The sequence below is a fragment of the Microbacterium sp. NPDC089190 genome (genome assembly GCF_040701795.1).
GTDB classification, from domain to species: domain Bacteria; phylum Actinomycetota; class Actinomycetes; order Actinomycetales; family Microbacteriaceae; genus Microbacterium; species Microbacterium galbum.
Genome location: NZ_JBFBHF010000004.1, coordinates 235,164 through 257,670 on the forward strand (window position 1 = coordinate 235,164; position 22,507 = coordinate 257,670).

Sequence of the window (22,507 nt, forward strand, 5' to 3'; positions counted from 1 at the left end):
CCGTCGGAGGGACCAGACTCCGCGTCAGTCCAAGAAGATGTCCGGGTACATCGCCTCATCCGGCGTCCCCGGCACCGCGGCGTAGCCGGAGAAGTCGGTGACCCCGGCGGCGAGAAGCACGTCCTCGACGATGAGCGTCTGCCCGCTCCGCTCGCGCGCCGGCGCGGTCAACACCTCGTACGCGGCATCCGCGTAGATCTCGGGTGTCCTCGACACGCGCATGAGACGGTCCCCGCCGATGACGTTCTGCACGGCGGCGGTCGCGATCGTCGTGCGCGGCCAGAGGGTGTTCGCGGCGATCCCGTCGCCGGCGAACTCGGAGGCGAGGCCCAGCGTCGCCATCGTCATGCCGAACTTCGCGAGGCTGTACCCCGTGTGCGCGCCCAGCCACTTCGCCGAGACGTTCAGGGGCGGCGACAGCGAAAGGATATGCGGGTTCTCGGCCTGCTTCAGCTGCGGGATCACCGCGCGCGAGAGCAGGAAGGTGCCGCGCACGTTGACGTCCTGCATGAGGTCGTACTTCTTCGTCGCGAGCTCGAGCGAGCCCGAGAGGTCGATCACGCTGGCGTTGTTGACGACGATGTCGATGCCGCCGAACTCCCCCACCGTGCGTATCACGGCTTCGGTGATGGATGCCTCGTCCCGCACGTCGCCGACGATGGGCAGCGCGCGACCGCCCGCCGCGCGGATCGCCTCGGCGGCGGTGTGCACGGTCCCCTCGAGCTTCGGGTGCGGGGTGTCGGTCTTGGCGAGCATCGCGATGTTCGCTCCGTCGCGGGCCGCGCGCAGCGCGATCGCGAGGCCGATGCCGCGGCTGCCGCCCGACATCAAGATGGTCTTGCCGGAGAGTGTCACGAGCGTCCTTTCGCGGAGGCGGCGGCGAACGCGGCGACCCGCGCCCGCGCCTCGGGGGTGTCGAAGGCCGCGCCGATCGTGGCGGCTTCGTCGTCGAGGTTCTCGGCGAACGTCCGCGCCGCACCCACTCGCACGAGACGCGTCGCCTGCCCGAAGGCGGCGGTCGCGCCGTCGAGCCAGAAGCGGGCGATCCGCTCGACCCGCGACGCGAGGTCGGCGGATGCCACGACCTCGGCGACGAGGCCCCAGTCCTGAGCCTGCGCGGCATCCAGCATCCGATCCTGCAGCAGCAGCTGCAGCGCGCGGCGCTGCCCGATCGCCGCGGGCAGGAGCGTGGAGACGCCGAGGTCGGGGGTGAGGCCGATGTTGGCGTAGCGGCTGACGAAGCGCGCGTTCTCGCTCGCGACGACGTAATCGGCCGTCAGCATGAGGCCGAGGCCGCCGCCCGCGACGGCGCCCTGCACGGCCGCGACCATCGGCAGCGGCGCCTCGGCGAAGGTGCGGATGCCGTCGTGGATGGCCCGGGCGGTCTCGGTCACCTCGGCGCCGGAGGATCCGCTCGTCGACATCGCGACCACGTCGCCGCCGGCGCAGAACGCGGGGCCGTTGGCATCCAGGATCACCGCCCCGACCGACGCGTCGGAGGTGACCTCGTGCGCGACCTCGCGCCAGCGGCGGGCCATGGGGAAGTCCATCGCGTTCAGCGAGGCGGGGCGGTCGAAGGTGACCCGGGCGAGCCCGCCCTCGACGTGGAGCAGGATGCCGTCGGTCATTTCGGCGCCATCCGGATCGCGCCGTCGAGGCGGATCGTCTCGCCGTTGAGGTAGCCGTTGTCGACGATCGCGAGGACGAGTCGCGCGTACTCGTCGGGGGCGCCGAGGCGCGAGGGGTAGGGCACCTGCTGACCGAGCGAATCCTGCGCGGCCTGCGGCAGCCCCTTCAACATCGGGGTCTCCATGATGCCCGGCGCGATGGTGCACACCCGGATGCCGTGGCGCGCGAGCTCCCGGGCGATCGGCAACGTCATCGCGTGCACGCCGCCCTTGCTCGCCGAGTACGCCGGCTGGCCGATCTGGCCGTCGAACGCGGCGACGCTCGCGGTGCTGACGATGACGCCCCGGTCACCCCCCTCGGTCGGATCGGTCTTCGCCATGACGGCGGAGGCCTGCGCGATGACGTTGTAGGTGCCGAGGAGGTTGACGCGGATGACGCGCTCGAAGTCGGCGAGCGACGAGGGCGCTCCGTCGCGGTCGAGCACCTTCGCGGGAGGGGCGATCCCGGCGCAGTTCACGACCACGCGGAGCGGGCCGGCCTCGGCCGCCCGGGCTGCGGCCGCGGCGATCTGTTCCGGGTCGGTGACATCGGCCGCGGCGAAGGCGCCTTCCAGCTCGTCCGCGATCTCGGCGCCGGACGACGAGGGCAGGTCGACGATGGTGACGTGCGCGCCGGCACCTGCGAGGCGTCGCGCGGTGGCGAGACCCAAGCCCGAGGCACCGCCGGTGACGAGGGCGGAGGCTCCTGAGACATCCATGCGTTCTCCTTCGAAAGCTGAAACCGGGTCCCACCCTAGCCGAGACTCAGGATCGCCTGAGCCCCCACCACCGCCGGCGCTGGACGGTGCCGGTCTGCGTCCGGATCGCCGCGGTCGAGGTGCCGTCGACGAGCAGGATCACGTCTTCGGCCTTCCAGCCGTAGTCGCTCTTCAGGCAGGTGCTGACCGTCGACAGCGGGTCGGGGATCGTCAGCTCCACGCCGCGCGGAACCTCGAGCGCTCGAGGGTCGAGGCCGCGAGCCGCCTGTCGGAGTTGACCGACGAGTTCGTGCACGCGATCCGCGCCGTACGCCGCGACGGCCAGCTCCCAGTCTCCGACGACGACGAGCGAGCCGTTGGGGCACTCGACCTCCTTCTCGTGTGCGTGTGCACCGAAACGCAGGCGGATGACGGCCGCCCCGCACAGAACCACCGCCGCGGCGCCCAGCACCGTCGCCGGGGCGTAGGAGAAGCCCACGAGGTAGATGCGCGAGTCCCATCCCGCGACAGCTCCGACGACGACCCGGACGACGCAGTAGACGGCGAACACCGCCGTCGTCACGGCGATGAGTCGCACCGGCGCGAGCGGGTCGATGTCGGCACGGAACGCGGCGATGGCGCAGGCCCCACACGCGAGTGCGAGCGCGAGGGCCTTGACGGCGAGCGATCCGGGCAGCGACACGATCGCGGTGATGATCGCCACGAGCAGCGCCAGGGCGACGACGGCCGCCGAGGTGCGCCGGGCGCTGCGGCCGTCGAGGACGCTCACCGCGACGAGCAGGAGCGACGGCGCGAGCACCATCGCCACGTCCCCCAGGACGAGGCTCAGGATGCCACCGCCCGCCGTGTAGATGAAGTACATCGCGCTCGATCCGACGGCGCACACTCCGGCGACGGCGGCGAAGCGCAGGAAGAGCGTGGTGCGGCCCGGGGTTCCGATGCGCGGCATCGCGACGAAGAACACGACCGTCGCGACGGCCGCGCTCACCGCCACCAATCCCAGCGCGAGCTCCACGTTGCGCACCTCCCCCCTCCTCATTCTGCCTCGCCGCATCGACGGCGTCCGCGACGCGCCGGGCGGGTGCGGCGGCCCGCCATCGGGGTCGCCTCGCGGCCACGGCGCGTCCATCCGCGACGAGCGCGAAGCTAGGCTCGACGAGTGAACGCCCCCGCCTTCCACCTCGAGTCCGTCGACGTCGACGACCCTCGTGCCGTGTACCTGCGTGGCATCCTCGACGACGATCTCGACGAGCGGTACCGCGAGGCCGACGCCGACGACACCCCCGAGTTCGCCGCGAAGCGGACCGCCGCGCTGGCCGTGCATCGCGAGCAGATCGTTGCGACACTGCTCGCGATCGACGCCGACGACAGCCCGATCGGCCACGTGATGCTGCGGCGCCTCGGCGACGAGTGGGAACTCAAGCGCCTGATCGTGCGCGACACCGCCCGTCGGCGCGGCGTCGGGAGAGCACTGACCGCCCAGGTCGTCGACCTCGCCCGCCGCGGCGGCGCGTCCCGCGTGATCCTGCAGAGCGGCAGGATGCAACCCGAGTCGCTGCGCATGTACGCCGCGTCGGGCTTCACCCCCATCCCGGTGTACGAGCCCTACATCGAGACGATGCCGCGCTCGCTGTGCTTCGAGTACGTGTTCTGACCCGCAGACCGTCCGCCCGCGCGCGTCGAGTGTCCACGACACGCCGCCTCGACTCCGCGGGGCACGGCGTTTCCTGGACACTCGACGGGGCAGGGTCGTTACGTCCCCACCACACGGAACGCCCCCGTCGCCACCGCCACCCCAAGCGCCACAGCGACGAGCAGCGCCGCTGAACCGACGGCGACGGCATCCCGAGCCGAGAGGGTCGAGGGCCGCGCCCACGTGCGCTCGACGTCGGCGCCGAATCCCCGGGCCTCCATCGCCGTGGCGAGCTTCGTTCCGCGGCGCACCGCGAACACCAGCAGCACGAAGGCCATCGAGAAGAACCGCCGCAGCGCGCCGCGGTCGCCCACGCCGCGCGCGCGACGGGCGAGGGCCATCGTTCGCCAGTCGTCGACGAACAGCCCCACCGTGCGCGCTCCCGCGAGCACGCCGAGCACGAAGCGACTCGGCAGTTTCGCCACCTGCGCGAGCGCATCGGCGAGTTCCGTGGGGTCGGTACGGGCGAAGAGCAGGATCATCGGCAGCGCCAGCACGATCACGCGCAGCAGCACCGCGACGCTGAGGGCGATCGACCCGTCGCTCACCGTGGCGAAGAGGAAGGTGCCGTAGACGGTCCCCCCGGGTCGGGCGTAGAGGAGCATGCTGATCGCCGCGACGGGCGCGAACACCAGCACGGGCACGAGCCGCCGGAGCACCACCGCGTACGACAGTCCGGTCAGCGGTACGCACAGCAGTTCGAGCACGAGGGCGGTACTCGCGCTCACCGCGTCGAGGGTGACCAGCAGCGGCACGGCCAGCACCAGCGCGACGAGCACCTTGGCGACCGGGTTCACCCCGTCGAGCCACGCGGACCGCTCCCGCACCGGCACCGTCTCCGCGGCGCGGCTCATGCGGCATCCCCCAGGACGATCCGATGCTGACCGAGGTGGCGCACCACGTCGGCGTCGTGGGTGACGGCGACGACCGTGCGTCCCCGCGAGATCTCCCGCTGCAGCAGCGCGACGAGCTCGGTCCACCCCCGGCGGTCCTGGCCGAACGTCGGCTCGTCGAGCACGATGACCTCGGGAGACGCCGCGAGCACGGTCGCCACCGACAGGCGCCGCTTCTGTCCGCCTGACAGCGTGAAGGGGTTCGCCAGGGCGAGGGATGCCAGATCCAACCGCTCGAGCAGTTCGTCGACGATCGCATCGACCTCGGCCGCCGACCGCTTGAGAGCCCGCGGGGCGACGGCGAGCTCGTCGCGCAGGGTCGAGGCGAGGAACTGGTGCTCCGGTTCCTGGAAGACCGTGCCGATGCGCGTCAGCAGCTCGGTGGACCGCCACCGGGACGGCCGGGAGATCCCGCGTACGGAGAGCGAGGGCGCCGCGATCACTTCCCCGGCGAGTTCCGGCAGCAGTCCCGCGAGGGTGAGCGCGAGCGTCGATTTCCCGACGCCGTTCGGTCCCGTGACCACGGTGCCCGCGCCGGCGGGGATCCCGACCTCGAGCCCGGATGCCACGACGGCGCGCCTCTCGCGCCCGACCGACAGTCCGCGGGCCGAGAGCACGGCATCCCTCCGATCGACCGGCGGCAGGACGGGGAGGTCGACCGGGCGCCCCGGTACCCACACCCCCGCGGCGGCGAGGGCATCGCCGTGCTCGGCGAAGACGCGGTCGGGCGGACCGTCGGCCAGCACGCCGCCGCCCGGGGCGAGCACCACCACGCGCGTCATGAGGTCCGCCCACACGGCGGTGCGGTGCTCGATGAGCACGAGGGTCGTCCCCTCGCTCTCGACCACCCGCTCGACGGCGGTGCGCACCCCGGCGACGCCCACCGGATCGAGGTTGGCCGTGGGCTCGTCGAGCAGCAGCAGCCCCGGGCGCATCGCGAGCACGCCGGCCAGGGCGAGACGCTGCTTCTGCCCGCCCGAGAGCGCCTTGGTCGGGCGGTCGAGGGGAACGGCGAGCCCGACGGATGCCACGGCCTCGGCGACCCGCGCCCGGATCTCGGCCGCGGGCACACCCAGGTTCTCGCAGCCGAAGGCGACGTCGTCACCGACCCTCGACAGGACGATGCCCGACTCGGGGTCCTGCAAAACGAGGCCGATGCGGCCGCGCTGGGCCTCGGGCGCCTGTCCGTCGACGACGATGCGACCGGTCGCCTCACCCTCGTCGCTGCCGCCGAGGAGCCCCGCGAGGCCGGCGAGGAGGGTCGACTTGCCGGCGCCCGAGGCACCGAGCAGCAGCACCCGCTCCCCCGGTTCGATGCGCAGGTCGACCCCGCGCGTCGCGGGCAGCCGGCGACCGGCGTAGCGCCAGCCCCACCCCTCGACGTCGACGCGTGCGGGATGCGCCATCAGACGTCGCGGCGTGCTTCCCGCCCCGCGGCGAATCGGCTCAGGGCGCCCGTGGCGGCGAGCGCGCGCACGAGGAACCAGCCCACCACGCCCGCCAGCACGGCGCCCGAGACCACGAGCGTGCCGAGGTAGATGAGGTTGAACTCGAGCGACTTGACGATGTTCGGCGTCAGGAACAGCTCCAGCACCCACGCGCCGATCCCCGCGCCGGCGCCGGCGAGCATCGCGACCGGGAGCGTGAAGCGCAGGTAGAGGAAGGCGAGGAAGATCAGCTCCGCGCCGAGGCCCTGCGCGAGACCCGAGAAGATCGTGGTGATGCCCCAGACGTTGCCGATGAGGGCCGAGACGATCGCCGCGATCAGCTCGACGAGCAGCGCGGCACCGGGCTTGCGGATGATGAGGCCACCGACGACGCCGCCGAGGAGCCAGATGCCCACGGCGATCCCGCCGAGGCCGGGGGTCACGGCATCCATGGCTCCGAACCAGATCCCGCCGACGGTGTTCCAACCCCAGAAGACGAGGCCGATCGCGACGCCCAGGACGGCGGCGACGACGATGTCGACGACGCGCCAGCGGAAGCGGTTCCCGGCGAACGCGGCTGAAGCGGGGGCCGTGCGGGCAGACGTGGACGTGTGCATGTGATCTCCTCCCTGCGCCGGCATGATCCGGATCAGGTTCGACGGTCGAAGCGTGGATTCGCTTCCTCTCAGCCCGGCTCACCGGACTCCCGTGGTTGTGCTGAAGAGTATAGACAGGCGGCCGGGGTAGCGTGGGCGGGTGCACGAGCAGACCCCGGCCGCGAGGCGCGCGCAGCGCGACCCGGCCGAGTCGTCGCTCGAGAGCCCGACGGATGCCGAGAGCCCGGCGGGCGCCGACGTCACGGACGCTCCGGCGAGCGCCGACGCCGCGACCGCCTCGGAACCCGCACCGGCGCCGTCCGTTCCGGGAGCCGACCCGGCGCCGGCAGTCCCGGGAGTCGCCCCGGCGCCGGACGCGCCGACGACCATGCCCGCCCCTGCGCCGACGGCTGCTGCTCCGACGTCCGCCGACGCCCCCGTCCTGCTCGGAGCCCTGTCGTGGGTCGATCCGGGCGAGGCGTCGGCGCCGCGTCCGTCGCCGACCTTCGTCGTGTCGGGCGCGACGAGTCGACAGGCCGACCTGCTCTCCGGCGCGCGTCGCCGACGACTCCGGCCCGCCACGGTCGTGCCCCCGGTGCTGCTCGTGCTCATGCTCGCCGCGTACGTCGCCACGACCCTGCTGTGGCCGCTGAACGCCGTGCAGCCCACGACCCGCGCGGTCGCGGTCGAGCCCGCGGCGGCGCCCGCGGCGCAACCGGCGTGGCCCGCCGACGGAGAGGCGGCGATCGCGATCGACGGCGTGCCCGGCACCCTGTCGTCGGCGGCGAGCGCGCCCGAGTCGATCGCGAGCATCACGAAGGTGGTCACCGCGCTCGTGGTGCTCGACCGCCTGCCCCTGGCACCCGGCGAGCAGGGCAAGACGTACGCCTTCACCCAGGCCGACAGCGCCGACTACTGGCAGTACCGCGCCCGCGGCGAATCCTCCCTCGACGTGCCCGTCGACGGAAGCCTCACGCAGCTGCAGATGCTGCAGGGCATGCTGATCGCCTCGGCGAACAACTACGCCCAGCGCCTGGCATCCGATCTCTTCGGTACGGATGCCGCGTTCTCGGCCGCCGCGAACACCTACCTCACCGAGCGGGGCATCGACGGCATCACGATCGTCAACCCCACGGGCATCGAAGCGGGGAACACCGCGACGCCCGCGGCCCTCATCGCGCTCGCCGAACGGGCCCTGGCCAACCCCGTGATCGCGGAGATCGTGCGCACCCCGGAGTTGACCCTGCCGGGTGCGGGCACCTTCAAGAACGGCAATGCGCTCCTGGGCGATCCCGGCGTGGTGGGGGTCAAGACCGGCACCCTCGATGCGTGGAACCTCCTGACCGCGAAAGACATCACGGTCGCCGGGACGACGGTCCGGGCTTACGCGGCGGTGCTCGGCCAGCCCGGACCCGACACGCGCAACCAGGCCACTCGCGACCTCTTCACGCGCCTCGAGGAGGAGCTGCAGCCGAGCCCGTCCGTGACCGCGGGAACCGTCGTCGGCAAGGTCGAGACGCTCTGGAGCGACGACATCGATCTGGTCACCGCCGACGACGCGACCGTGGTGCTGTGGAACGGCGCCAGCGCGCAGACCTCCACGCGCTTCGATCTCGGCGAAGCACGCGACGAGGGCGAGACGGTCGGGGCCTTCACGGCGACCGGGCCGGTCGACGCGTCCACCGTCGACGTGCGACTCGCGGCGGAGATCGAGCCGCCGAGCCCGTGGTGGCGTCTGACCCATCCGCTCGACCTGTTCGGGGTGAACGACTGACCCATGCAGTTCTCCGTGGATGCCGAATCGCCCACCCCGCCGTACGAGCAGGTGCGGGCGCAGGTGATCGCCGCGATCGATGACGGTTCCCTCGTCGCGGGGACGCGCCTGCCGCCGGTCCGCACCCTCGCCGCCGAGCTGGGCCTCGCCGCCAACACCGTCGCCCGGGCGTACCGCGAGCTCGAGGAGGCCGGGTACGTCGAGACCCGCGGTCGCGCCGGCACGATCGTCGGCGGCGGCGACGCGGCGGCGACGCGCGCCGCTCAGGCGGCGAAGACGTACGCCGATACGGTCCGGAGTCTGGGCGTCTCGCCGACGGACGCGGTGGCTCTGGTGCGCGCGGCCCTCGGCGCGGGGTGAGGGCGCCGGGTTTCGGCGCGGCGATGGGGTGGTCGGCGGTTGCGAATCCGGGCGGCGCTCGGTGGGCGACGGAGCCGTCGCCGGACGCGTGAGGATCGGCGATGACACGGTCGGGAGATCGGTGGGCGGTCCGTCCAGGCTGCGATGCGGTAGACGGCCGAGGAAGCCGGGCAGCGACCCCTCCTCCCCAACCCATCGCTCGAGCGATCTATCCACAGAAGAGTCTCTTGACCTGGGGTAATGTCGGAGGTCCCCGGTAGCATGCACACATGCACGATGAGACCTCCCCCTCGACCTCGGACGGGCCGGCGCGGCCCCTGTCCGCGGTGCTCGACGAGGTCGTGCGAGCAGGAAAGAGCCTGGCGGCCGCCGAAGTCGCCCGCACCCGTGCCCTCGCCGAAGCCGGGCACCTCGCCCTCGACGTGATGGCCGGCCAGCGCGCCTCGTCGCGTGCGGCCGAGTTGGCGCTGCGCGAGATCGCGTCGGAACTCGCCGCGGCCGAGAGCCTCTCCGATCGGTCGCTCCAGCGTCAGATCATCCGCGCGATGACCCTGGTCGACGACTATCCCGCGACCCTCGCCGCATGGGAGGCGGGCCTCCTCCGTCGCACCCACGCGCACGTCATCGCCGACATCGGCGGCGAGATCCCGCCCGACACGCGCAGCGAGCTCGACAGGCTCGCCGTCGCACGTGCACCCGGGCTCAGCCCCGGCCGACTCCGCTCCCGCCTGGCCGTGCTGGCAGAGCAGCTTCACTCCACGACCCTCACCGAACGTCACGCGCGCGGGCGAGAGACCCGCGGCGTACGCGTCGTCACGGGGGACGACGGCATGTCCGATCTCATCGCCACCCTCCCCACGGTCCTCGCCGTCGGCATCCACGACCGACTGACTCAGCAGGCCCGCGCCGTCATCGATCATCGCGATGCGGGTACCGCCCCCGTGCCGACCGCTCCCGCCGACGAGCGCACCACCGCGCAGCTGCGCGCCGACATCCTCGCCGATCTCCTCCTCACGGCGGCCCCCGAGGCCGACCCCACCCGCGGGGATGACGGCCCGGGAACCCTCGGCGCCATTCGCGCGCGCGTGCAGGTGGTGGTGCCCGCGCTCAGCATCCTCGACCCCGGCACCGAGAACGCCGATCCTGCTCACTTGGTCGGGCACGGACCCGTCGACGCGCACACCGCCCGCACGCTCGCGGAGTCCACAGCCACCCCGTGGGACCGCGTCCTCACCCACCCCGTCACCGGCGCCGTGCTCCACACGGACACATATCACCGCACGTCTGCGATCGACCGCCACCTCCGGGCGCGTGACCGGCACTGCCGGTGGCCCGGCTGCATCGTGCCCGCCGTCCGCTGCGAGGTCGACCACACCGTCGACCATGCTCTGGGCGGCCCCACCGCCGTCGCCAATCTCGCCCATCTGTGCCAGCGCCATCACACGCAGAAACAGTTCACGCGCTGGAAAGTTCGACAACTCCCCGGCGGAGTCCTCGAGTGGACCTCGCCGACCGGCCGTACGTACACCGACGAACCGTTGCCCTATTCCCCCGCGGTCCGTTTCCTTCCCGACGACCTCGCGCCACCCGATCCGGATGAGGCTCCCGCGCCGTTCTGACGGCCGCCTCCCGCAACCGTCCCACCGTCGGCCGGTTCGACGAACGCGCCCGCGAGCCTCCTGATCGCTGCTCCCCCCACGCCGTGCTCATCCCCTGCCGCGGCACGGAGACGCACGCCACGACCTCGACGCACCACACCCCGCCGCCCACACGCACCATCCGACACCACCCCGTTGTCGGGCCTGCAGAAAGCCCACACCCCACCATCCGACCTCGCCCCCGTCGCCGGACATCGCGATGGCCCCCAGCCGGCGACTCGACACCACACCCGGTTCGCCCTCGCGGCTCCGACATCGCTCACCGTCGCGTCCTCCGCTCACGCGGAGCCCCGCCCCCGGCGCACCGACGGCGTAACCTGCGTCCATGCCCCTCGCCCTCGTCACCGGCGCCGCGCGCGCGAACAGCATCGCCGCCGGGATCATCCCGCGCCTGCACGCCGACGGGTGGGACGTCGTGACCAGCGAGATCGATTCCGGCGACTATCCGTGCGACCTCGCCGACTCCGCAGCACCCACGCAGCTCGTCGAGCGCGTCTCGAGCGAACGCGGGCCGATCCACGCCCTCGTCCTCAGCCACGCGCACGGCGTCGAGTCCGGCATCCTCGACACCACGGCAGAGAGCTTCGACCGCCACGTCGCCGTCAACGCGCGCGCGACCCTCCTGATGATCGCCGCGTTCGCCCGGCAGGTGGACGACACGGGAGGGGCGATCGTCGCGTTCACCAGCGACCACACCACCGGCAACCTCCCCTACGGCGCCTCGAAAGGCGCGCTCGACCGCATCGTCATCTCGGCCGCGCGCGAGCTCGGACCCCGCGGCATCTCCGCCAACGTCGTCAATCCGGGGCCGATCGACACGGGCTGGATGGACGACGAGACCCGCGACGGCCTGGCCGGGTACCACCCGCTCGGGCGCTTCGGCACTCCCCGCGACATCGCCGCCGTGACGGCGTTCCTGCTGTCCGACGCCGGCCGGTGGGTCAGCGGGCAGCTTTTGCACACCGACGGCGGGTTCTCCGCCCGGTTCTGAACCCCGCGCACCGCAGCGCGCAGGAGGGTCCGCGCTCGCAACAGCGCCGGCGAACCCGCACGCGGGCACCCCCGCCGCACGAGTGGTGCAGCACACACCGGGAGGCGACCCGCGCCGCGCAGCACGTATCGGCATGCGACCCCGCTGCACGGGCGGTGCCGCACACACCGGGAGGCGACCCGCGGCGCAACGGGCGTCAGCGCGCGCGAGCAGCCGGCACCGACCACCCACCACGACCGACCGCGCCCCGCGCGGCCCACCCGTGAACCCCGCCCACCCCCTGTGCTAGCGTCGCCCGCAGTGACACGGGGTGCCCGCCAGGGCTGAGAACACACCCGTCGAACCTGATCTAGTTCGTACTAGCGAAGGGATGTCGCGAATGGTCGTTCGCACGTCGTCGTCTCCGTCCACCCCCGCAGGGCCCGCCCCCGCCGAGAGCCTCGAGGCCCTCCGTCGGTCCGCTCCGCTGACGCAGTGCATCACGAACGCGGTGGTGACGAACTTCACCGCCAATGCACTGCTCGCCCTCGGCGCCGCCCCCGCCATGTGCGACATCCCCGGCGAGGCGGGTCTGTTCGCGGGCGTCGCGGGCGGAGTGCTGGTGAACCTCGGCACCCCGACCGCCGAGCAGCGGGATGCCGCCCGCGAGGCCGTGGGCGCCGGCACCCCGTGGGTGCTCGACCCCGTCGCCGTCGGCGCCCTGCCGGTCCGCACCGCCCTCGCCCGTGAGCTGCTCGCCGCACGGCCGGCGATCATCCGCGGCAACGCCTCCGAGATCCTCGCCCTCGCCGGATCGGGAGCGGGCGGCCGCGGCGTCGACGCGACCGACTCGCCCGACGACGCCCTCGAAGCCGCCCGAGCCCTGGCGCGGGAGACGGGAGCGACCGTCGCCGTGTCGGGAGAGGTCGACCTCATCGTGGATGCCGAGCGCACAGTGCGCGTGATCGGCGGCAGTGTCCTGCTCACCCGGGTCACCGGCGGCGGCTGCGCCCTCGGCGCGGCGATGGCGGCCCTCTCGGCGGTGACCGCACCGTTCGATGCGGCGATCGCCGCGAGCGCGATCTGGGCGATCGCGTCGGAGCGGGCGGCATCCGTCTCCCGCGGTCCGGGGTCGTTCGCCGTCGCCTTCCTCGACGAGCTGGCCGCGCTCGAGCCGTCCGACCTGCGATCGGTCGGCATCGAGACGGAACGAGCCGACACCGTCGAGACGGGGGTCCGACGATGACCTGCGACCTCTCGCTGCACCTCGTCACCGATCATCGCGTGCCCTTCGCGCGACTGCGCGACATCGTCGATGCTGCGGTCACCGCGGGGGTGACCGTCGTGCAGCTGCGCGACAAGATCGCCACGGGCGGCGAGCTGTTCGCGCGCGCCCTCGACCTGGCCGACGTCGTCGCCGGGCGGTGCGCGTTCGTGGTCGACGACCGCCTCGACGTCGTGCTCGCCGCCCGCGACCGCGGGGCGCGGGTCGACGGCATCCATCTGGGGCAGAGCGACCTGCCGGTCGACGCCGCCCGCGCGCTGCTCGGCCCCGACGCCCTCATCGGGTGGACCGCGAACACGCCCGCCCATCTCGCGGCCGCCGCCGCGCTCCCCGCCGACACCGTGGACTACCTCGGCGTCGGGGTCATCCGCGCCACCGCCACCAAACCCGAGCACCCGCGCCCGCTCGGCGTCGACGGGTTCGCCGCGCTCGCGGCAACCACTCCCCTGCCCTGCGTGGCGATCGGCGGGATCGGCGTCGACGACGTCGCCGCTCTGCGGGGCGCGGGGGCGGCCGGCGTGGCCGTCGTGTCGGCGGTGAGCGGCGCCGACGATCCCGGCGCGGTCGTCCGCGACCTCCGCGATGAGTGGGAGGCGGGAGCGTGAGCCCGCGCGTCCTGAGCATCGCCGGCACCGACCCGACGGGCGGCGCCGGCGTGCAGGCCGACCTCAAGTCGATCGCCGCCTTCGGCGGCTACGGCATGGCCGCGGTCACGGCGCTCGTGGCGCAGAACACCCGAGGCGTGCGCGAGGTGCACGTGCCGCCCACCGCGTTCCTCGACGCGCAGCTGCGCGCGGTCAGCGACGACGTCGAGATCGACGCGGTCAAGATCGGCATGCTCGGCTCCGTCGAGGTCGCGGCGACCGTCGAGGGCTGGCTCGCCGAGGTGCAGCCGCCGATCGTCGTGCTCGACCCGGTCATGGTCGCCACCAGCGGCGACCGCCTGCTCGACCCCGACGCCGAAGAAGCCGTGCGCGCCCTCTGCCACCGAGCGCACCTCGTCACCCCCAACCTCCCCGAGCTCGCCGTGCTCGTGGGGGAGCCGCGCGCCGCGTCCTGGGACGCCGCCGTCGCTCAGGCGCAGCTTCTCGCCGAGCGCTCGCGCACGACCGTCCTGCTCAAGGGCGGCCACCTCGACGGAGAGCAGAGCCCGGATGCCATCATCGACGGCTCGGGCGTGCATCCGGTCGCCGGACCCCGCGTCGACACCCGGCACACCCACGGCACCGGCTGCTCGCTGTCGTCGGCCATGGCCACCCTCGCCGCCCACGGCCTGTCGTGGCCGGACGCCCTGACCCGCGCGAAGCGCTGGCTGACCGGCGCGCTCGAGCACGCCGAGGCGCTGCACGTCGGCCACGGCAACGGCCCGATCGACCACCTGCACGAGCTGCGCCCGCACATCGACCTCGGCCGGTCGTGGAGCGCCGAGCGGTGGGATGCCACGGCCCGAATCCGCGCCGACGTCGACGCCTGCGCCTTCGTACGGGGCCTGGCATCCGGCACCCTCGATCGCGCGGCGTTCGCCTGGTACCTCGGCCAGGATCTGCTCTACCTCCGCGAGTACGCGCGCGTCCTCGCCCGCGTCGCGGCCCTCGCGCCCACGGTCGACGAGCAGCGCTTCTGGGCCGCGGCGTCGGTGTCGTGCCTGGCCGAGGAGGCGGAGCTGCACCGCTCGCACGTCGACCCCGCGGGTCTCGAGCCCGCGGCATCCACCCTCGACTACACCGACCACCTGCACGCCGCGTCGAGCACGGGTTCGTACGCGGTGCTCGTGGCGGCGATCCTCCCCTGCTTCGTGCTGTACACCGACATCGGTGCGCGCTGGCGCGGAACCTTCGGCCCCGACCACGCCTACGCCGATTGGCTCAGCGCCTACGGCGACGAGGTGTTCGCGGCGTCGTCGGCCGAGGCGGCGGGGATCGTGGATGCCGCCGCGCGAGCGGCATCCCCCGCCGTCCGTTCCGCGATGGCCGCGGCCTACGACCGCTCGATGGCCCTCGAGCGGGCGTTCTTCGAGGCGCCCCTGCGCTGACCCCGCTCGCGCGAGTCGCCACGTTCTGTGGCTTCGGACGGGCCGGTGGCGACGATTCCCGGCGACTCGCGCGGCGGCGGAGGGTCAGCCGCTCTTGCGACGGAACTCGCGCTTCGTCACGGCCGCGTGCGTGCCCTGGACGGCGGAATGACCGTCGAGGTGCGCCTGGCCCGACCGCTGCTGACCGTTCTTCTTCGCGAGCGCCTCTTGGAACTTGCGCTTCATCTCGGCGGATGCCGTGGCATCCGAGGTCTCATCGGTACTCATGCCCCCACCCTAGGCACGCTCCGCGACACGGACCACCGGTCAGACGTGGCGGACCCGCTGCTGCAGACGCGTGCGGATGTCGAACAGCTCGGTGCCGCCCACCTCGCGCGCGCCCGTGATGCCGCGACGCAGCAGCGTCGTCAGCGCGCTGCGCGTGACCAGCGCGACGGGGGTTCCCCGCACCTTGCCGAGCTCCGTGATCGCGTCGAACACGTCGTCGTCGGGCAGGACGACGATCGCCCCGCTGAAGCGCACCCCCGCGGAACGCGCGATGACGCGGGCGCGGGAGACGAGCTCCGTGACCGGCGCCCCGATGACGTTCGGACCGGTGATCTCGCCCCGGCGTACCCCGACCGGGCCGCCGAAGTCTTCGCTGAGCAGGGCGTACAGGCCGCTCGGGCCGAGCACGAGGTGGTCGATCTTCTGCTCCGGATCCACCCCGTCGCGGTCGGCGAAGACGTCGTGCCACACGGTGTACCCCATGCCGAGCTCCGACACCAGGCGCGCAGTCTCCTCTTCGGCGAGCGCATCCGCGAGGATGTGGCGGATCTCCGGCGGCGCCGAGCGCACGAGCGCCGGGTCGTAGGGGTCGGCGATGTCGACGCCGCGCCCGACCCACTCGCGGATCAGGTCGAGGTAGCGCTCACGCCGCCAGCCGCCCGGCTGGCCGTGCGACCGCGCGCGCGGGCGGGTGTCCGCGGGACAGGAGGGCGTGGATGCCGTCGGCGCGCCACCCCAGTCCCCGGTCGTCGCCGCTCCTTGGCCCCGGTCGTAGGCGCTGCGCGCCTCGGGCGTGCCGACGAGCTCCCATGCCCGCTGCACCTGCACGAACAGGGCGGCGTCGCCGCCGGTGTCGGGGTGCGTTTCGCGCAGGCGCACCCGGTAGGCGCGGCGCAGGCCCTCGTCGTCGACATCGGCCGCGACGCGGAGCACCTCGTATGCCGAGGACGACATAGGACTGTCGAACACGTGCGTCATCCGTTCCGCCGCGGGGCGCGGCGCTTCTCAGGCTAACGCGCCGCGCCTGTGCGGGATCCGTGCGCCCGGGGGCGGCTCCGGCGCGGGCGCCGCGCGTACGCCGCCGCGTCGCGACTCGACAGCGCCAGCAGCACGAGGATGTCGAGGCTCAGCGTCAGCAGCGTGGTGCGCACGGTGATCTCGAGCCCCAGCTCCCACCAGCCCACGAAGCTCGCGCTGATCGAACCGACCGAGATGAGCATGACGAGCACGCGCGACAGGTTGCCCCCGAACAGGATCCGGATGCCGAGCACCACCTGCACCACGAAGAGGGCGCCCATGACGCTCAGGAAGACCGCGGTGCCGATACCGAGGTCGGCGAACGCGGCGAGCTCCGGGTCGGTCGACGCGCTCGCATCGCCGCTGGCGGCGCCGGCGATCTGCTGCAGCCACGGCGGGAGCGAGAACGCCACGCTCACCGCCCAGAGGGCCCCCGCGATGGCGCGGAGGAGGACGAGCACCGCTCCCGCGACGGTCGCGGTGGGGCGGTGCATCGCGGCATCCCCCGCCGTGGGATCCAGAGGCGGCTCGAAGGCCACGCGTTTGCGCGGATGCCGCTGCTCGTTCACGGTGTCCGCTCCCCACCGACCGCCGAGACGGCTCGCACGTCGATGATGGGCAGGTCGCCGTCGGTGGTGATGCTGTCTCCGCCGCCGTTTCGCGCGTGGTATCCGGTCGAGAAGTCCCGGATGACGTCGACCTCCACCCCGCGGACCCCGGCGACGCTGCCCACGATGTGGTCCCTCTCGATGTCGGTGTCGGCATCGATCCGGTGGGTCACCTGCAGCGTGAACAGCGAGAGGCCGACCGCGCGATCGAAGGTGCCGGCGGCCAGCCAGTCGACGCGGCGTCCACCCGGGAGGAGCCATCCGTCGGGGCATCGCCACAGGCGCACGTGGTGCCGCTGCGCGGGGGATCCGGCGACCTCCTGCTGATACGCGAGATCCTGCACGTGCCCGAAGAGGAACAGCGGGCTGACCGGCGCACCGGGATAACTGCGCCGTCGCAGGGTCGAGCTGATGATCTGCCACGAGGAGCGCAGGGTGACCGGATCGGCGGCGATCCAGCCGGCGTCCGCCAGCACGTCCTCGATCTGCTCCCGTTCGCCCAGGAAAGCCAGGTTGACGGGGTCGCCCAACAGCCCGTCGGACGTGCGCGTACGCCCCATGAAGTAGTCGGGGACGTAGATGGCGGTGAGGATGCGATGCAGCCGCGGCAGCACGAGATAGGCGAGCAGCACCCAGAAGGCGATCGCCATCGCGATGCCGGCCCATCCGAGCGAGAACGACTCGGTGAAGCTGAGATACGCGAGCCAGAACGCGGCGAGACCGGCGAAGACGAAGAAGAACCCGTCGAGGGCTCGACCGAACGACCAGCGGCGCCGCGGAGGGGTCATCGCCGGCGCGATCCCGGCCGCCGGCGCGTCACCACAGCGCCGGCTCCGGCTCATAGGCGAGGGCTTCCGCCACGCGACCGCTCGGCAGCTCCTCGAGCCGCGCGGGCGTCCATCGCGGCGTGCGGTCCTTGTCGACGACCTGCGCGCGGATCCCTTCGACGAGGTCGGGTTGCGTGAACGCGAACCACAGCACGAGGCCGTACTCCTGCGCGAGGGCGGCGCGCAGGGAGGGCAGCTCGCGCGCGCGACGCACGGCCTCGAGCGTCACCGCCACCGCCGTCGGGGCGGACGCGGCGAGGAGGTCGGCGGTCTCGCTCGCCTCGGGCTCGGGCCGTGCCCGCAGGCGGTCGATGATCGCCGGCACGTCGGCGGCGGCGAAGGCGTCGTCGATCCACTCCCGCGCCGCGATCAGGCGCGACGGCTCCGGACTCTCGTCGAACAGCAGCACGAGCTCCGTCGGACTCGAGGGGTCGGCCCGGTTCTCCAGCGCCTCGTAGAGCGCCTCGAGGTGGGCGGTGGGCACCATGTGGTCGGCGAATCCCGCGTACAGCGCGTCGGCGGCATCCATCGTTCCGCCGGTCAGGGCCAGGTACTCGCCGAGGCGGCCGGGGGCACGGGCGAGCAGCCACGAGCCGCCCACGTCGGGCGTGAAGCCGATGCGCGTCTCGGGCATGGCCAGGCGCGAGCGCTCGGTGACGATGCGGATGGCAGCGTGACCGGCCAGTCCGATGCCGCCGCCCATGCAGACGCCGTCGGCGATCGCGATCACGGGCTTGCGCGACGTGGCGATGCGGTGGTCGAGGGCGTACTCCTCGCGGAAGAAGGCGTGCACCTCGTCGACGCGTCCGGCGGTGACCATCTCGTGCAGCGCGCGCACGTCACCACCCGCGCAGAAGCCCCGGTCGCCGGCGCCGTCGAGCAGGATGACGTCGACGTCGGTGTCGCGCTCCCAGCGGTCGAGCGTGACGTTCAGCGCACGGATCATCTCCAGGTCGAGGGCGTTGATCGCGCGGGGCTTGTTGAGGGTGAGGTGGCCGAGGCCGCGACGACCCCCCACGAGGACGCTGTCGTCTGCGGATCGTTGTGCGTGCACGGTGCCACGTTACACACGCCGCCGGATGGGTTTTCGGCCCCGGATCGGGGAAGATGGACGGAACGCCCACCGAACGAGAGGTGCCGAATGCCCGACGGACAGGTGCTGGAGCTCGCCGGCCTCACCAAACGCTTCGGAGCGGTCTCGGCGGTCGATGATCTCTCCGCCCGGATCGAGCCGGGTCAGGTCACCGGGTTCCTCGGGCCGAACGGCGCCGGAAAGACCACCTCGCTGCGCATGCTGCTCGGGCTCGTGCGCCCGACGTCGGGGACCGCCACGATCGGCGGCAAAGCGTTCGCCGACCTCGATTCCCCCCTGCAGACGGTGGGCGCGGCTCTCGAGGCGTCGAGCTTCCACCCCGGCCGATCGGCCGCGAACCACCTCAAGGTCTACGCCCGCGCCGCGAACCTGCCCACCACCCGCATCGACGACGTGCTGGGACTCGTCGGTCTCGCCGACGTGGCCGGGCGCCGCGTCGGCGGCTTCTCACTCGGGATGCGCCAGCGTCTGGGGCTGGCGACGGCACTGCTGGGCGACCCCGGCGTGCTGGTGCTCGACGAGCCGTCGAACGGTCTCGACCCCGAGGGCATCCGCTGGATGCGCTCCCTGCTGCGCCACCTCGCCGAAGAGGGACGCACGGTGCTCATCTCCTCGCACCTGCTCGCCGAGGTGCAGCAGACCGTCGACGCGCTGCTGATCATCTCGCGCGGCCGCCTCGTGTTCCAGGGCGGTATCGAAGACCTCGCCGACCCCGACGAGTACGCCACGGTGGTCGACTCGCCCGATCGCGCCGCGCTGTCGCGGCTGCTCGACGAGCGGGGAATCGACTACCAGCTGCTGCGCAACGGCTTCACGATCCGCCATCACGAACCGGTGGAGATCGGCGGCCTGGCCGCCGCTGCGGGCATCGCGCTGTCGAACCTGCAGAGCAAGGGCGCGAGCCTGGAGGACATCTTCCTCGAACTCGTGAGCGGCGCGCGCGTGCACGCGAGCGCCGGGGGAACGTCGATACCGACGACGGATGCCACCTCCGCGACGGCCGGCGACGGGGCAGCGCCCGAGCCGGTCGCCGCGACCGCGGACGTCCCGACACCGGCGGACGCCCCCACGACCGCGCCGGCGCCCGAGCACGCGGTGCCCGTGCACGCGGCGCCCTCCGCCCAGGACCGCGTCGCCGACGAGCCCCGCCCGTCGACGGCGCTGGTCGCGGTCATCGCCCCCGTCGCGGCCGCTCCCGCCCGCACCGAGGCTGACGACGTCCCCCGCCCCTCGTACGCCGTCGCCTCCACCGGGGTGATCGACATCGTTCCGGTGGGAGTCGCGCACGGCGGCGAGACGCCCGACGACGACCACCTCGTCCGTCACGAGCAGGAGGTGTCGCGATGACGCTCCTCGCCGCCACGCGCTCCGAGTACACCAAGCAGTTCACCACCGCCGGCTGGTGGGTGCTGGGCATCGTGCTCATGGTCTACGTCGCCTTCACCGCGGGCCTGCTCGCCTTCGTCTTCGGCGGCGTGGCCTCGGGGCGCCTCTCCGGCGGCACGGGTCCCGCGATGTCGGCCGACGGCGTCCCCGCGCTCGTCTACAGCACGGCCTCCGCGGTCGGATACGTCTTCCCCCTGCTCATCGGCACCCTCATGGTGACCACCGAGTTCCGCCACAAGACGCTGACCCCCACGTTCCTCTCGACGCCGCGCCGCGGCGTCGTGCTCGGCGGCAAGTTCGTCGTCGGCATCCTGGTCGGCCTGCTCTACGGCATCCTGGGCTCCCTCGCCGCGATCGCGGCGGGCGCGGGCGTGCTGAGCATCTTCGGGATCGACGCGGAACTGGCCTCCTCCGACACGTGGGTGCTCGTCGGCCGCATGCTGCTGGCGTTCGCACTGTGGGCCGTGGTCGGCATCGGCGTCGGCACGGTCGTGCGCAACCAGGTCGCCGCGATCGTGATCGTGCTCGCGGTGACACTGTTCGTCGAACCGATCATCCGCACCCTGGGCGGAGTGGTCGACGGCTTCGGCGAGGTCGTGAAGTGGTTCCCCAGCGCCGCGAGCGACGCGCTCGTGGGGCAGACCATCTTCGGCGCGATGGGCACGGCGGGTGCAGACGCCCTCGAGTGGTGGATGGGCGGCCTCGTGCTGCTCGGCTACGCCGTGGTGCTGCTCGTGATCGGCCTGTTCACCACCTGGCGCCGCGACATCGACTGACCCGTTCCGAGCTGCGCTTTTTGTCGACCCAGCCCGCAGCGGCGAGAATCAACCGTGCTCGATGGACCGGTGATCGCCGAGTGGCTCCCCGTCTCGGTGGCCGCTCTCGTCCTGCTGCTCGTGGCGGCGGGTGTCGCCGGGTGGGTCGACGCGGTGGTCGGCGGCGGCGGCCTGATCCAGCTTCCCGCTCTCGTCATCGGCGTGCCGAAGGACGTCGCGACACCCTTCATTTTGGGCACGAACAAGCTGTCGTCGTTCTTCGGGACGCTCTCGGCCAGCTGGGTGTACCTCCGCCGCATCCGGGTGCAGCTCGTGCTCCTCGTGCCGCTGGTGGCGGGGGCGTACGCCGGTTCGACGGTCGGTGCGGCGCTGTCGCGTTTCGTCCCGCGCGAGGTGCTCACACCGATCGTGCTCGTGGCCGTGGTGGCCGTCGCGCTGTACACGTTGTTCAAGCCGAAGATGGGTCTCGAGCACGCCCCGCGCCACGACTCCCGGGCGGCCGTCGCCTGGCGGGCGGGGGCGATCGGTCTGCTGGTCGGGTTCTACGACGGCATCCTGGGTCCGGGCACGGGCTCGTTCTTCGTCATCCTCATCGTGGGCGTGCTCGGCTACGGCTTCCTGCAGGCCAGCGTGAACGCCAAGATCGCGAACCTCACGACGAATCTCGCGGCCCTCGCGGTGTACGGCGTGCACGGCGAGATCATCCTCGCGCTGGGCCTCGCCATGGCCGTGATGAACATCACCGGGGGTTTCATCGGCGCGCACATGGCCACGCGTCGCGGCAGCGGCTTCGTGCGCATCGTGTTCCTGGTGACGTTGTCGATCCTGATCGTCAAGCTCGCGTGGGACACCGTGGCGCAGTTCGCCGGCTGATCCAGCGCTTCGCGCAGCACCGGTCGCACCGGCCGCACCGGCCGCACCGGCCGCACCGGCCGCACCGGCCGCACCGGCCGAGTGTCCAGGAAACCCGGACGGAACGAAATTTCGTCCGGGCGTTCTGGACACTCGGTGCGCATGTGCGCATGTGCGGGGGGAGAGCGGGGGATGCTCAGGCGACGATGTCGGCGACGTCCTCGGGCTCGGATGCCACGTCGAGGCGCAGCGCCTTCACCAGCGCCACCCCGTGCTTGGTGGTGAGCACCAGGCGCTCGAACTCGTCGTGACCGACGAGGTCGACGACCACACTGGGCTTGCGCCCCCGGATGATGACGAAGTCGTTGCCGCCGGCGGACTTCCACGTGCCGGCCCCGACGGCGACGGGGAGGTTGATCCCGGGGTTGGGCACCCCGCGGATCCAGGTCCATGCGTCGTCGGTCAGCTGCACCCGGTCGATGTGCTCCCGGGGGACGACGATGTTGGTCTTGCGGAACGACAGAGCCCGCTCGGTCGGCGAGAGCACGACCTCGAGCTGCGTCGAATCGAGCAGCAGGGTCACCATGCCATCCATCCTGCCAGCGTC

Annotated in this window: 24 protein-coding genes and 2 riboswitches; of the genes, 11 read left to right on the forward strand and 13 right to left on the reverse strand. The window is 72.6% G+C overall.

What is annotated here, in order from left to right; all coding sequences use genetic code 11:
* Positions 1 to 24: 24 nt before the first annotated feature.
* From AB0230_RS14475 to AB0230_RS14490, 4 genes are read right to left on the reverse strand one after another with little or no spacing between them, the layout of a single operon-like run.
* Complete coding sequence (locus AB0230_RS14475) at positions 25 to 855, reverse strand: NAD(P)-dependent oxidoreductase (protein ID WP_366376464.1); 831 nt, start codon at positions 853 to 855, stop codon at positions 25 to 27.
* Positions 852 to 1,628, reverse strand: a complete 777-nt coding sequence (locus AB0230_RS14480) for an enoyl-CoA hydratase/isomerase family protein (RefSeq protein ID WP_366376466.1) — start codon at positions 1,626 to 1,628, stop codon at positions 852 to 854. The genes AB0230_RS14475 and AB0230_RS14480 overlap by 4 nt, the downstream gene beginning before the upstream one ends.
* Complete coding sequence (locus AB0230_RS14485) at positions 1,625 to 2,386, reverse strand: SDR family NAD(P)-dependent oxidoreductase (RefSeq protein ID WP_315994354.1); 762 nt, start codon at positions 2,384 to 2,386, stop codon at positions 1,625 to 1,627. The genes AB0230_RS14480 and AB0230_RS14485 overlap by 4 nt, the downstream gene beginning before the upstream one ends.
* A gap of 46 nt (positions 2,387 to 2,432) precedes the next feature.
* Positions 2,433 to 3,401, reverse strand: a complete 969-nt coding sequence (locus AB0230_RS14490) for a hypothetical protein (protein WP_366376468.1) — start codon at positions 3,399 to 3,401, stop codon at positions 2,433 to 2,435.
* A 144-nt stretch (positions 3,402 to 3,545) separates the two neighbouring features.
* On the opposite strand from AB0230_RS14490, the gene AB0230_RS14495 reads away from it, so the two are divergent.
* Complete coding sequence (locus AB0230_RS14495) at positions 3,546 to 4,040, forward strand: GNAT family N-acetyltransferase (protein WP_363577048.1); 495 nt, start codon at positions 3,546 to 3,548, stop codon at positions 4,038 to 4,040.
* A 98-nt stretch (positions 4,041 to 4,138) separates the two neighbouring features.
* On the opposite strand, the gene AB0230_RS14500 is transcribed toward AB0230_RS14495, so the two are convergent.
* From AB0230_RS14500 to AB0230_RS14510, 3 genes are all read right to left on the reverse strand, one after another.
* On the reverse strand, positions 4,139 to 4,933 hold the full coding sequence (locus AB0230_RS14500; protein ID WP_366376471.1) for an energy-coupling factor transporter transmembrane component T: 795 nt from the start codon (positions 4,931 to 4,933) through the stop codon (positions 4,139 to 4,141).
* Positions 4,930 to 6,378, reverse strand: a complete 1,449-nt coding sequence (locus AB0230_RS14505) for an ABC transporter ATP-binding protein (protein ID WP_366376473.1) — start codon at positions 6,376 to 6,378, stop codon at positions 4,930 to 4,932. Before AB0230_RS14505 ends, AB0230_RS14500 begins: the two co-directional genes overlap by 4 nt.
* Positions 6,378 to 7,016 carry an ECF transporter S component gene (locus tag AB0230_RS14510; protein ID WP_315994349.1) on the reverse strand — a complete coding sequence of 213 codons (639 nt, stop codon included), beginning with the start codon at positions 7,014 to 7,016 and terminating at the stop codon, positions 6,378 to 6,380. Before AB0230_RS14510 ends, AB0230_RS14505 begins: the two co-directional genes overlap by 1 nt.
* Positions 7,009 to 7,119, reverse strand: a riboswitch (TPP riboswitch). It overlaps the preceding gene by 8 nt.
* Positions 7,120 to 7,155: 36 nt before the next feature.
* Here AB0230_RS14510 and AB0230_RS14515 point away from each other — a divergent pair.
* The 7 genes from AB0230_RS14515 (at position 7,156) to thiD (ending at position 15,074) form a co-directional block, all read left to right on the forward strand.
* A complete protein-coding gene (locus tag AB0230_RS14515; RefSeq protein WP_366376475.1) occupies positions 7,156 to 8,769 on the forward strand; it encodes a D-alanyl-D-alanine carboxypeptidase in 1,614 nt (537 codons plus the stop codon).
* A 3-nt stretch (positions 8,770 to 8,772) separates the two neighbouring features.
* Positions 8,773 to 9,129 (forward strand): GntR family transcriptional regulator, encoded by a 357-nt coding sequence (locus AB0230_RS14520; protein WP_366376477.1) that lies wholly within the window; start codon positions 8,773 to 8,775, stop codon positions 9,127 to 9,129.
* 269 nt (positions 9,130 to 9,398) lie between these two features.
* A complete protein-coding gene (locus AB0230_RS14525; RefSeq protein ID WP_366376479.1) occupies positions 9,399 to 10,748 on the forward strand; it encodes a DUF222 domain-containing protein in 1,350 nt (449 codons plus the stop codon).
* 364 nt (positions 10,749 to 11,112) lie between these two features.
* Positions 11,113 to 11,778 (forward strand): SDR family oxidoreductase, encoded by a 666-nt coding sequence (locus AB0230_RS14530; RefSeq protein WP_366376481.1) that lies wholly within the window; start codon positions 11,113 to 11,115, stop codon positions 11,776 to 11,778.
* Between the two features lie 296 nt (positions 11,779 to 12,074).
* A riboswitch (TPP riboswitch) is annotated at positions 12,075 to 12,166 on the forward strand.
* A complete protein-coding gene (gene thiM / locus AB0230_RS14535; protein WP_366376483.1) occupies positions 12,158 to 13,003 on the forward strand; it encodes a hydroxyethylthiazole kinase in 846 nt (281 codons plus the stop codon). (Overlaps the previous riboswitch by 9 nt.)
* Positions 13,000 to 13,647: a thiamine phosphate synthase gene (gene thiE / locus AB0230_RS14540; protein ID WP_366376485.1), complete on the forward strand. Its 648-nt coding sequence runs from the start codon at positions 13,000 to 13,002 to the stop codon at positions 13,645 to 13,647. Before thiM ends, thiE begins: the two co-directional genes overlap by 4 nt.
* Positions 13,644 to 15,074: a bifunctional hydroxymethylpyrimidine kinase/phosphomethylpyrimidine kinase gene (thiD, locus tag AB0230_RS14545; protein ID WP_366376486.1), complete on the forward strand. Its 1,431-nt coding sequence runs from the start codon at positions 13,644 to 13,646 to the stop codon at positions 15,072 to 15,074. Before thiE ends, thiD begins: the two co-directional genes overlap by 4 nt.
* A gap of 84 nt (positions 15,075 to 15,158) precedes the next feature.
* Here the strand turns inward: thiD and AB0230_RS14550 are convergent, their stop codons facing one another.
* Genes AB0230_RS14550 through AB0230_RS14570 form a run of 5 tightly spaced genes read right to left on the reverse strand, consistent with a single transcriptional unit; the run spans position 15,159 to position 18,847 of the window.
* Positions 15,159 to 15,341, reverse strand: coding sequence for a DUF5302 domain-containing protein (locus AB0230_RS14550; protein ID WP_315994342.1), 183 nt, complete (start codon positions 15,339 to 15,341; stop codon positions 15,159 to 15,161).
* 39 nt (positions 15,342 to 15,380) lie between these two features.
* Positions 15,381 to 16,310 carry a DnaJ domain-containing protein gene (locus tag AB0230_RS14555; RefSeq protein WP_366376488.1) on the reverse strand — a complete coding sequence of 310 codons (930 nt, stop codon included), beginning with the start codon at positions 16,308 to 16,310 and terminating at the stop codon, positions 15,381 to 15,383.
* Positions 16,311 to 16,351: 41 nt separating this feature from the next.
* Positions 16,352 to 16,927 carry a hypothetical protein gene (locus AB0230_RS14560; RefSeq protein WP_315994340.1) on the reverse strand — a complete coding sequence of 192 codons (576 nt, stop codon included), beginning with the start codon at positions 16,925 to 16,927 and terminating at the stop codon, positions 16,352 to 16,354.
* Positions 16,924 to 17,754 carry an LssY C-terminal domain-containing protein gene (locus AB0230_RS14565; RefSeq protein ID WP_366376490.1) on the reverse strand — a complete coding sequence of 277 codons (831 nt, stop codon included), beginning with the start codon at positions 17,752 to 17,754 and terminating at the stop codon, positions 16,924 to 16,926. The genes AB0230_RS14560 and AB0230_RS14565 overlap by 4 nt, the downstream gene beginning before the upstream one ends.
* Positions 17,755 to 17,782: 28 nt before the next feature.
* On the reverse strand, positions 17,783 to 18,847 hold the full coding sequence (locus AB0230_RS14570) for an enoyl-CoA hydratase/isomerase family protein (RefSeq protein WP_366376492.1): 1,065 nt from the start codon (positions 18,845 to 18,847) through the stop codon (positions 17,783 to 17,785).
* 87 nt (positions 18,848 to 18,934) lie between these two features.
* Between AB0230_RS14570 and AB0230_RS14575 the strand changes: the two genes are divergently transcribed.
* Genes AB0230_RS14575 through AB0230_RS14585 form a run of 3 tightly spaced genes read left to right on the forward strand, consistent with a single transcriptional unit; the run spans position 18,935 to position 21,921 of the window.
* On the forward strand, positions 18,935 to 20,233 hold the full coding sequence (locus AB0230_RS14575; RefSeq protein WP_366376494.1) for an ATP-binding cassette domain-containing protein: 1,299 nt from the start codon (positions 18,935 to 18,937) through the stop codon (positions 20,231 to 20,233).
* Positions 20,230 to 21,048: an ABC transporter permease gene (locus AB0230_RS14580; RefSeq protein WP_363577074.1), complete on the forward strand. Its 819-nt coding sequence runs from the start codon at positions 20,230 to 20,232 to the stop codon at positions 21,046 to 21,048. Before AB0230_RS14575 ends, AB0230_RS14580 begins: the two co-directional genes overlap by 4 nt.
* A 54-nt stretch (positions 21,049 to 21,102) precedes the next feature.
* On the forward strand, positions 21,103 to 21,921 hold the full coding sequence (locus tag AB0230_RS14585; protein ID WP_366376496.1) for a TSUP family transporter: 819 nt from the start codon (positions 21,103 to 21,105) through the stop codon (positions 21,919 to 21,921).
* 175 nt (positions 21,922 to 22,096) lie between these two features.
* Here AB0230_RS14585 and AB0230_RS14590 read toward each other — a convergent pair whose 3' ends face one another.
* The gene (locus AB0230_RS14590; RefSeq protein ID WP_315994334.1) at positions 22,097 to 22,495 is read right to left on the reverse strand and encodes a hypothetical protein; all 399 of its coding nucleotides are present in this window, start codon (positions 22,493 to 22,495) and stop codon (positions 22,097 to 22,099) included.
* Between the last annotated feature and the right edge of the window lie 12 nt (positions 22,496 to 22,507).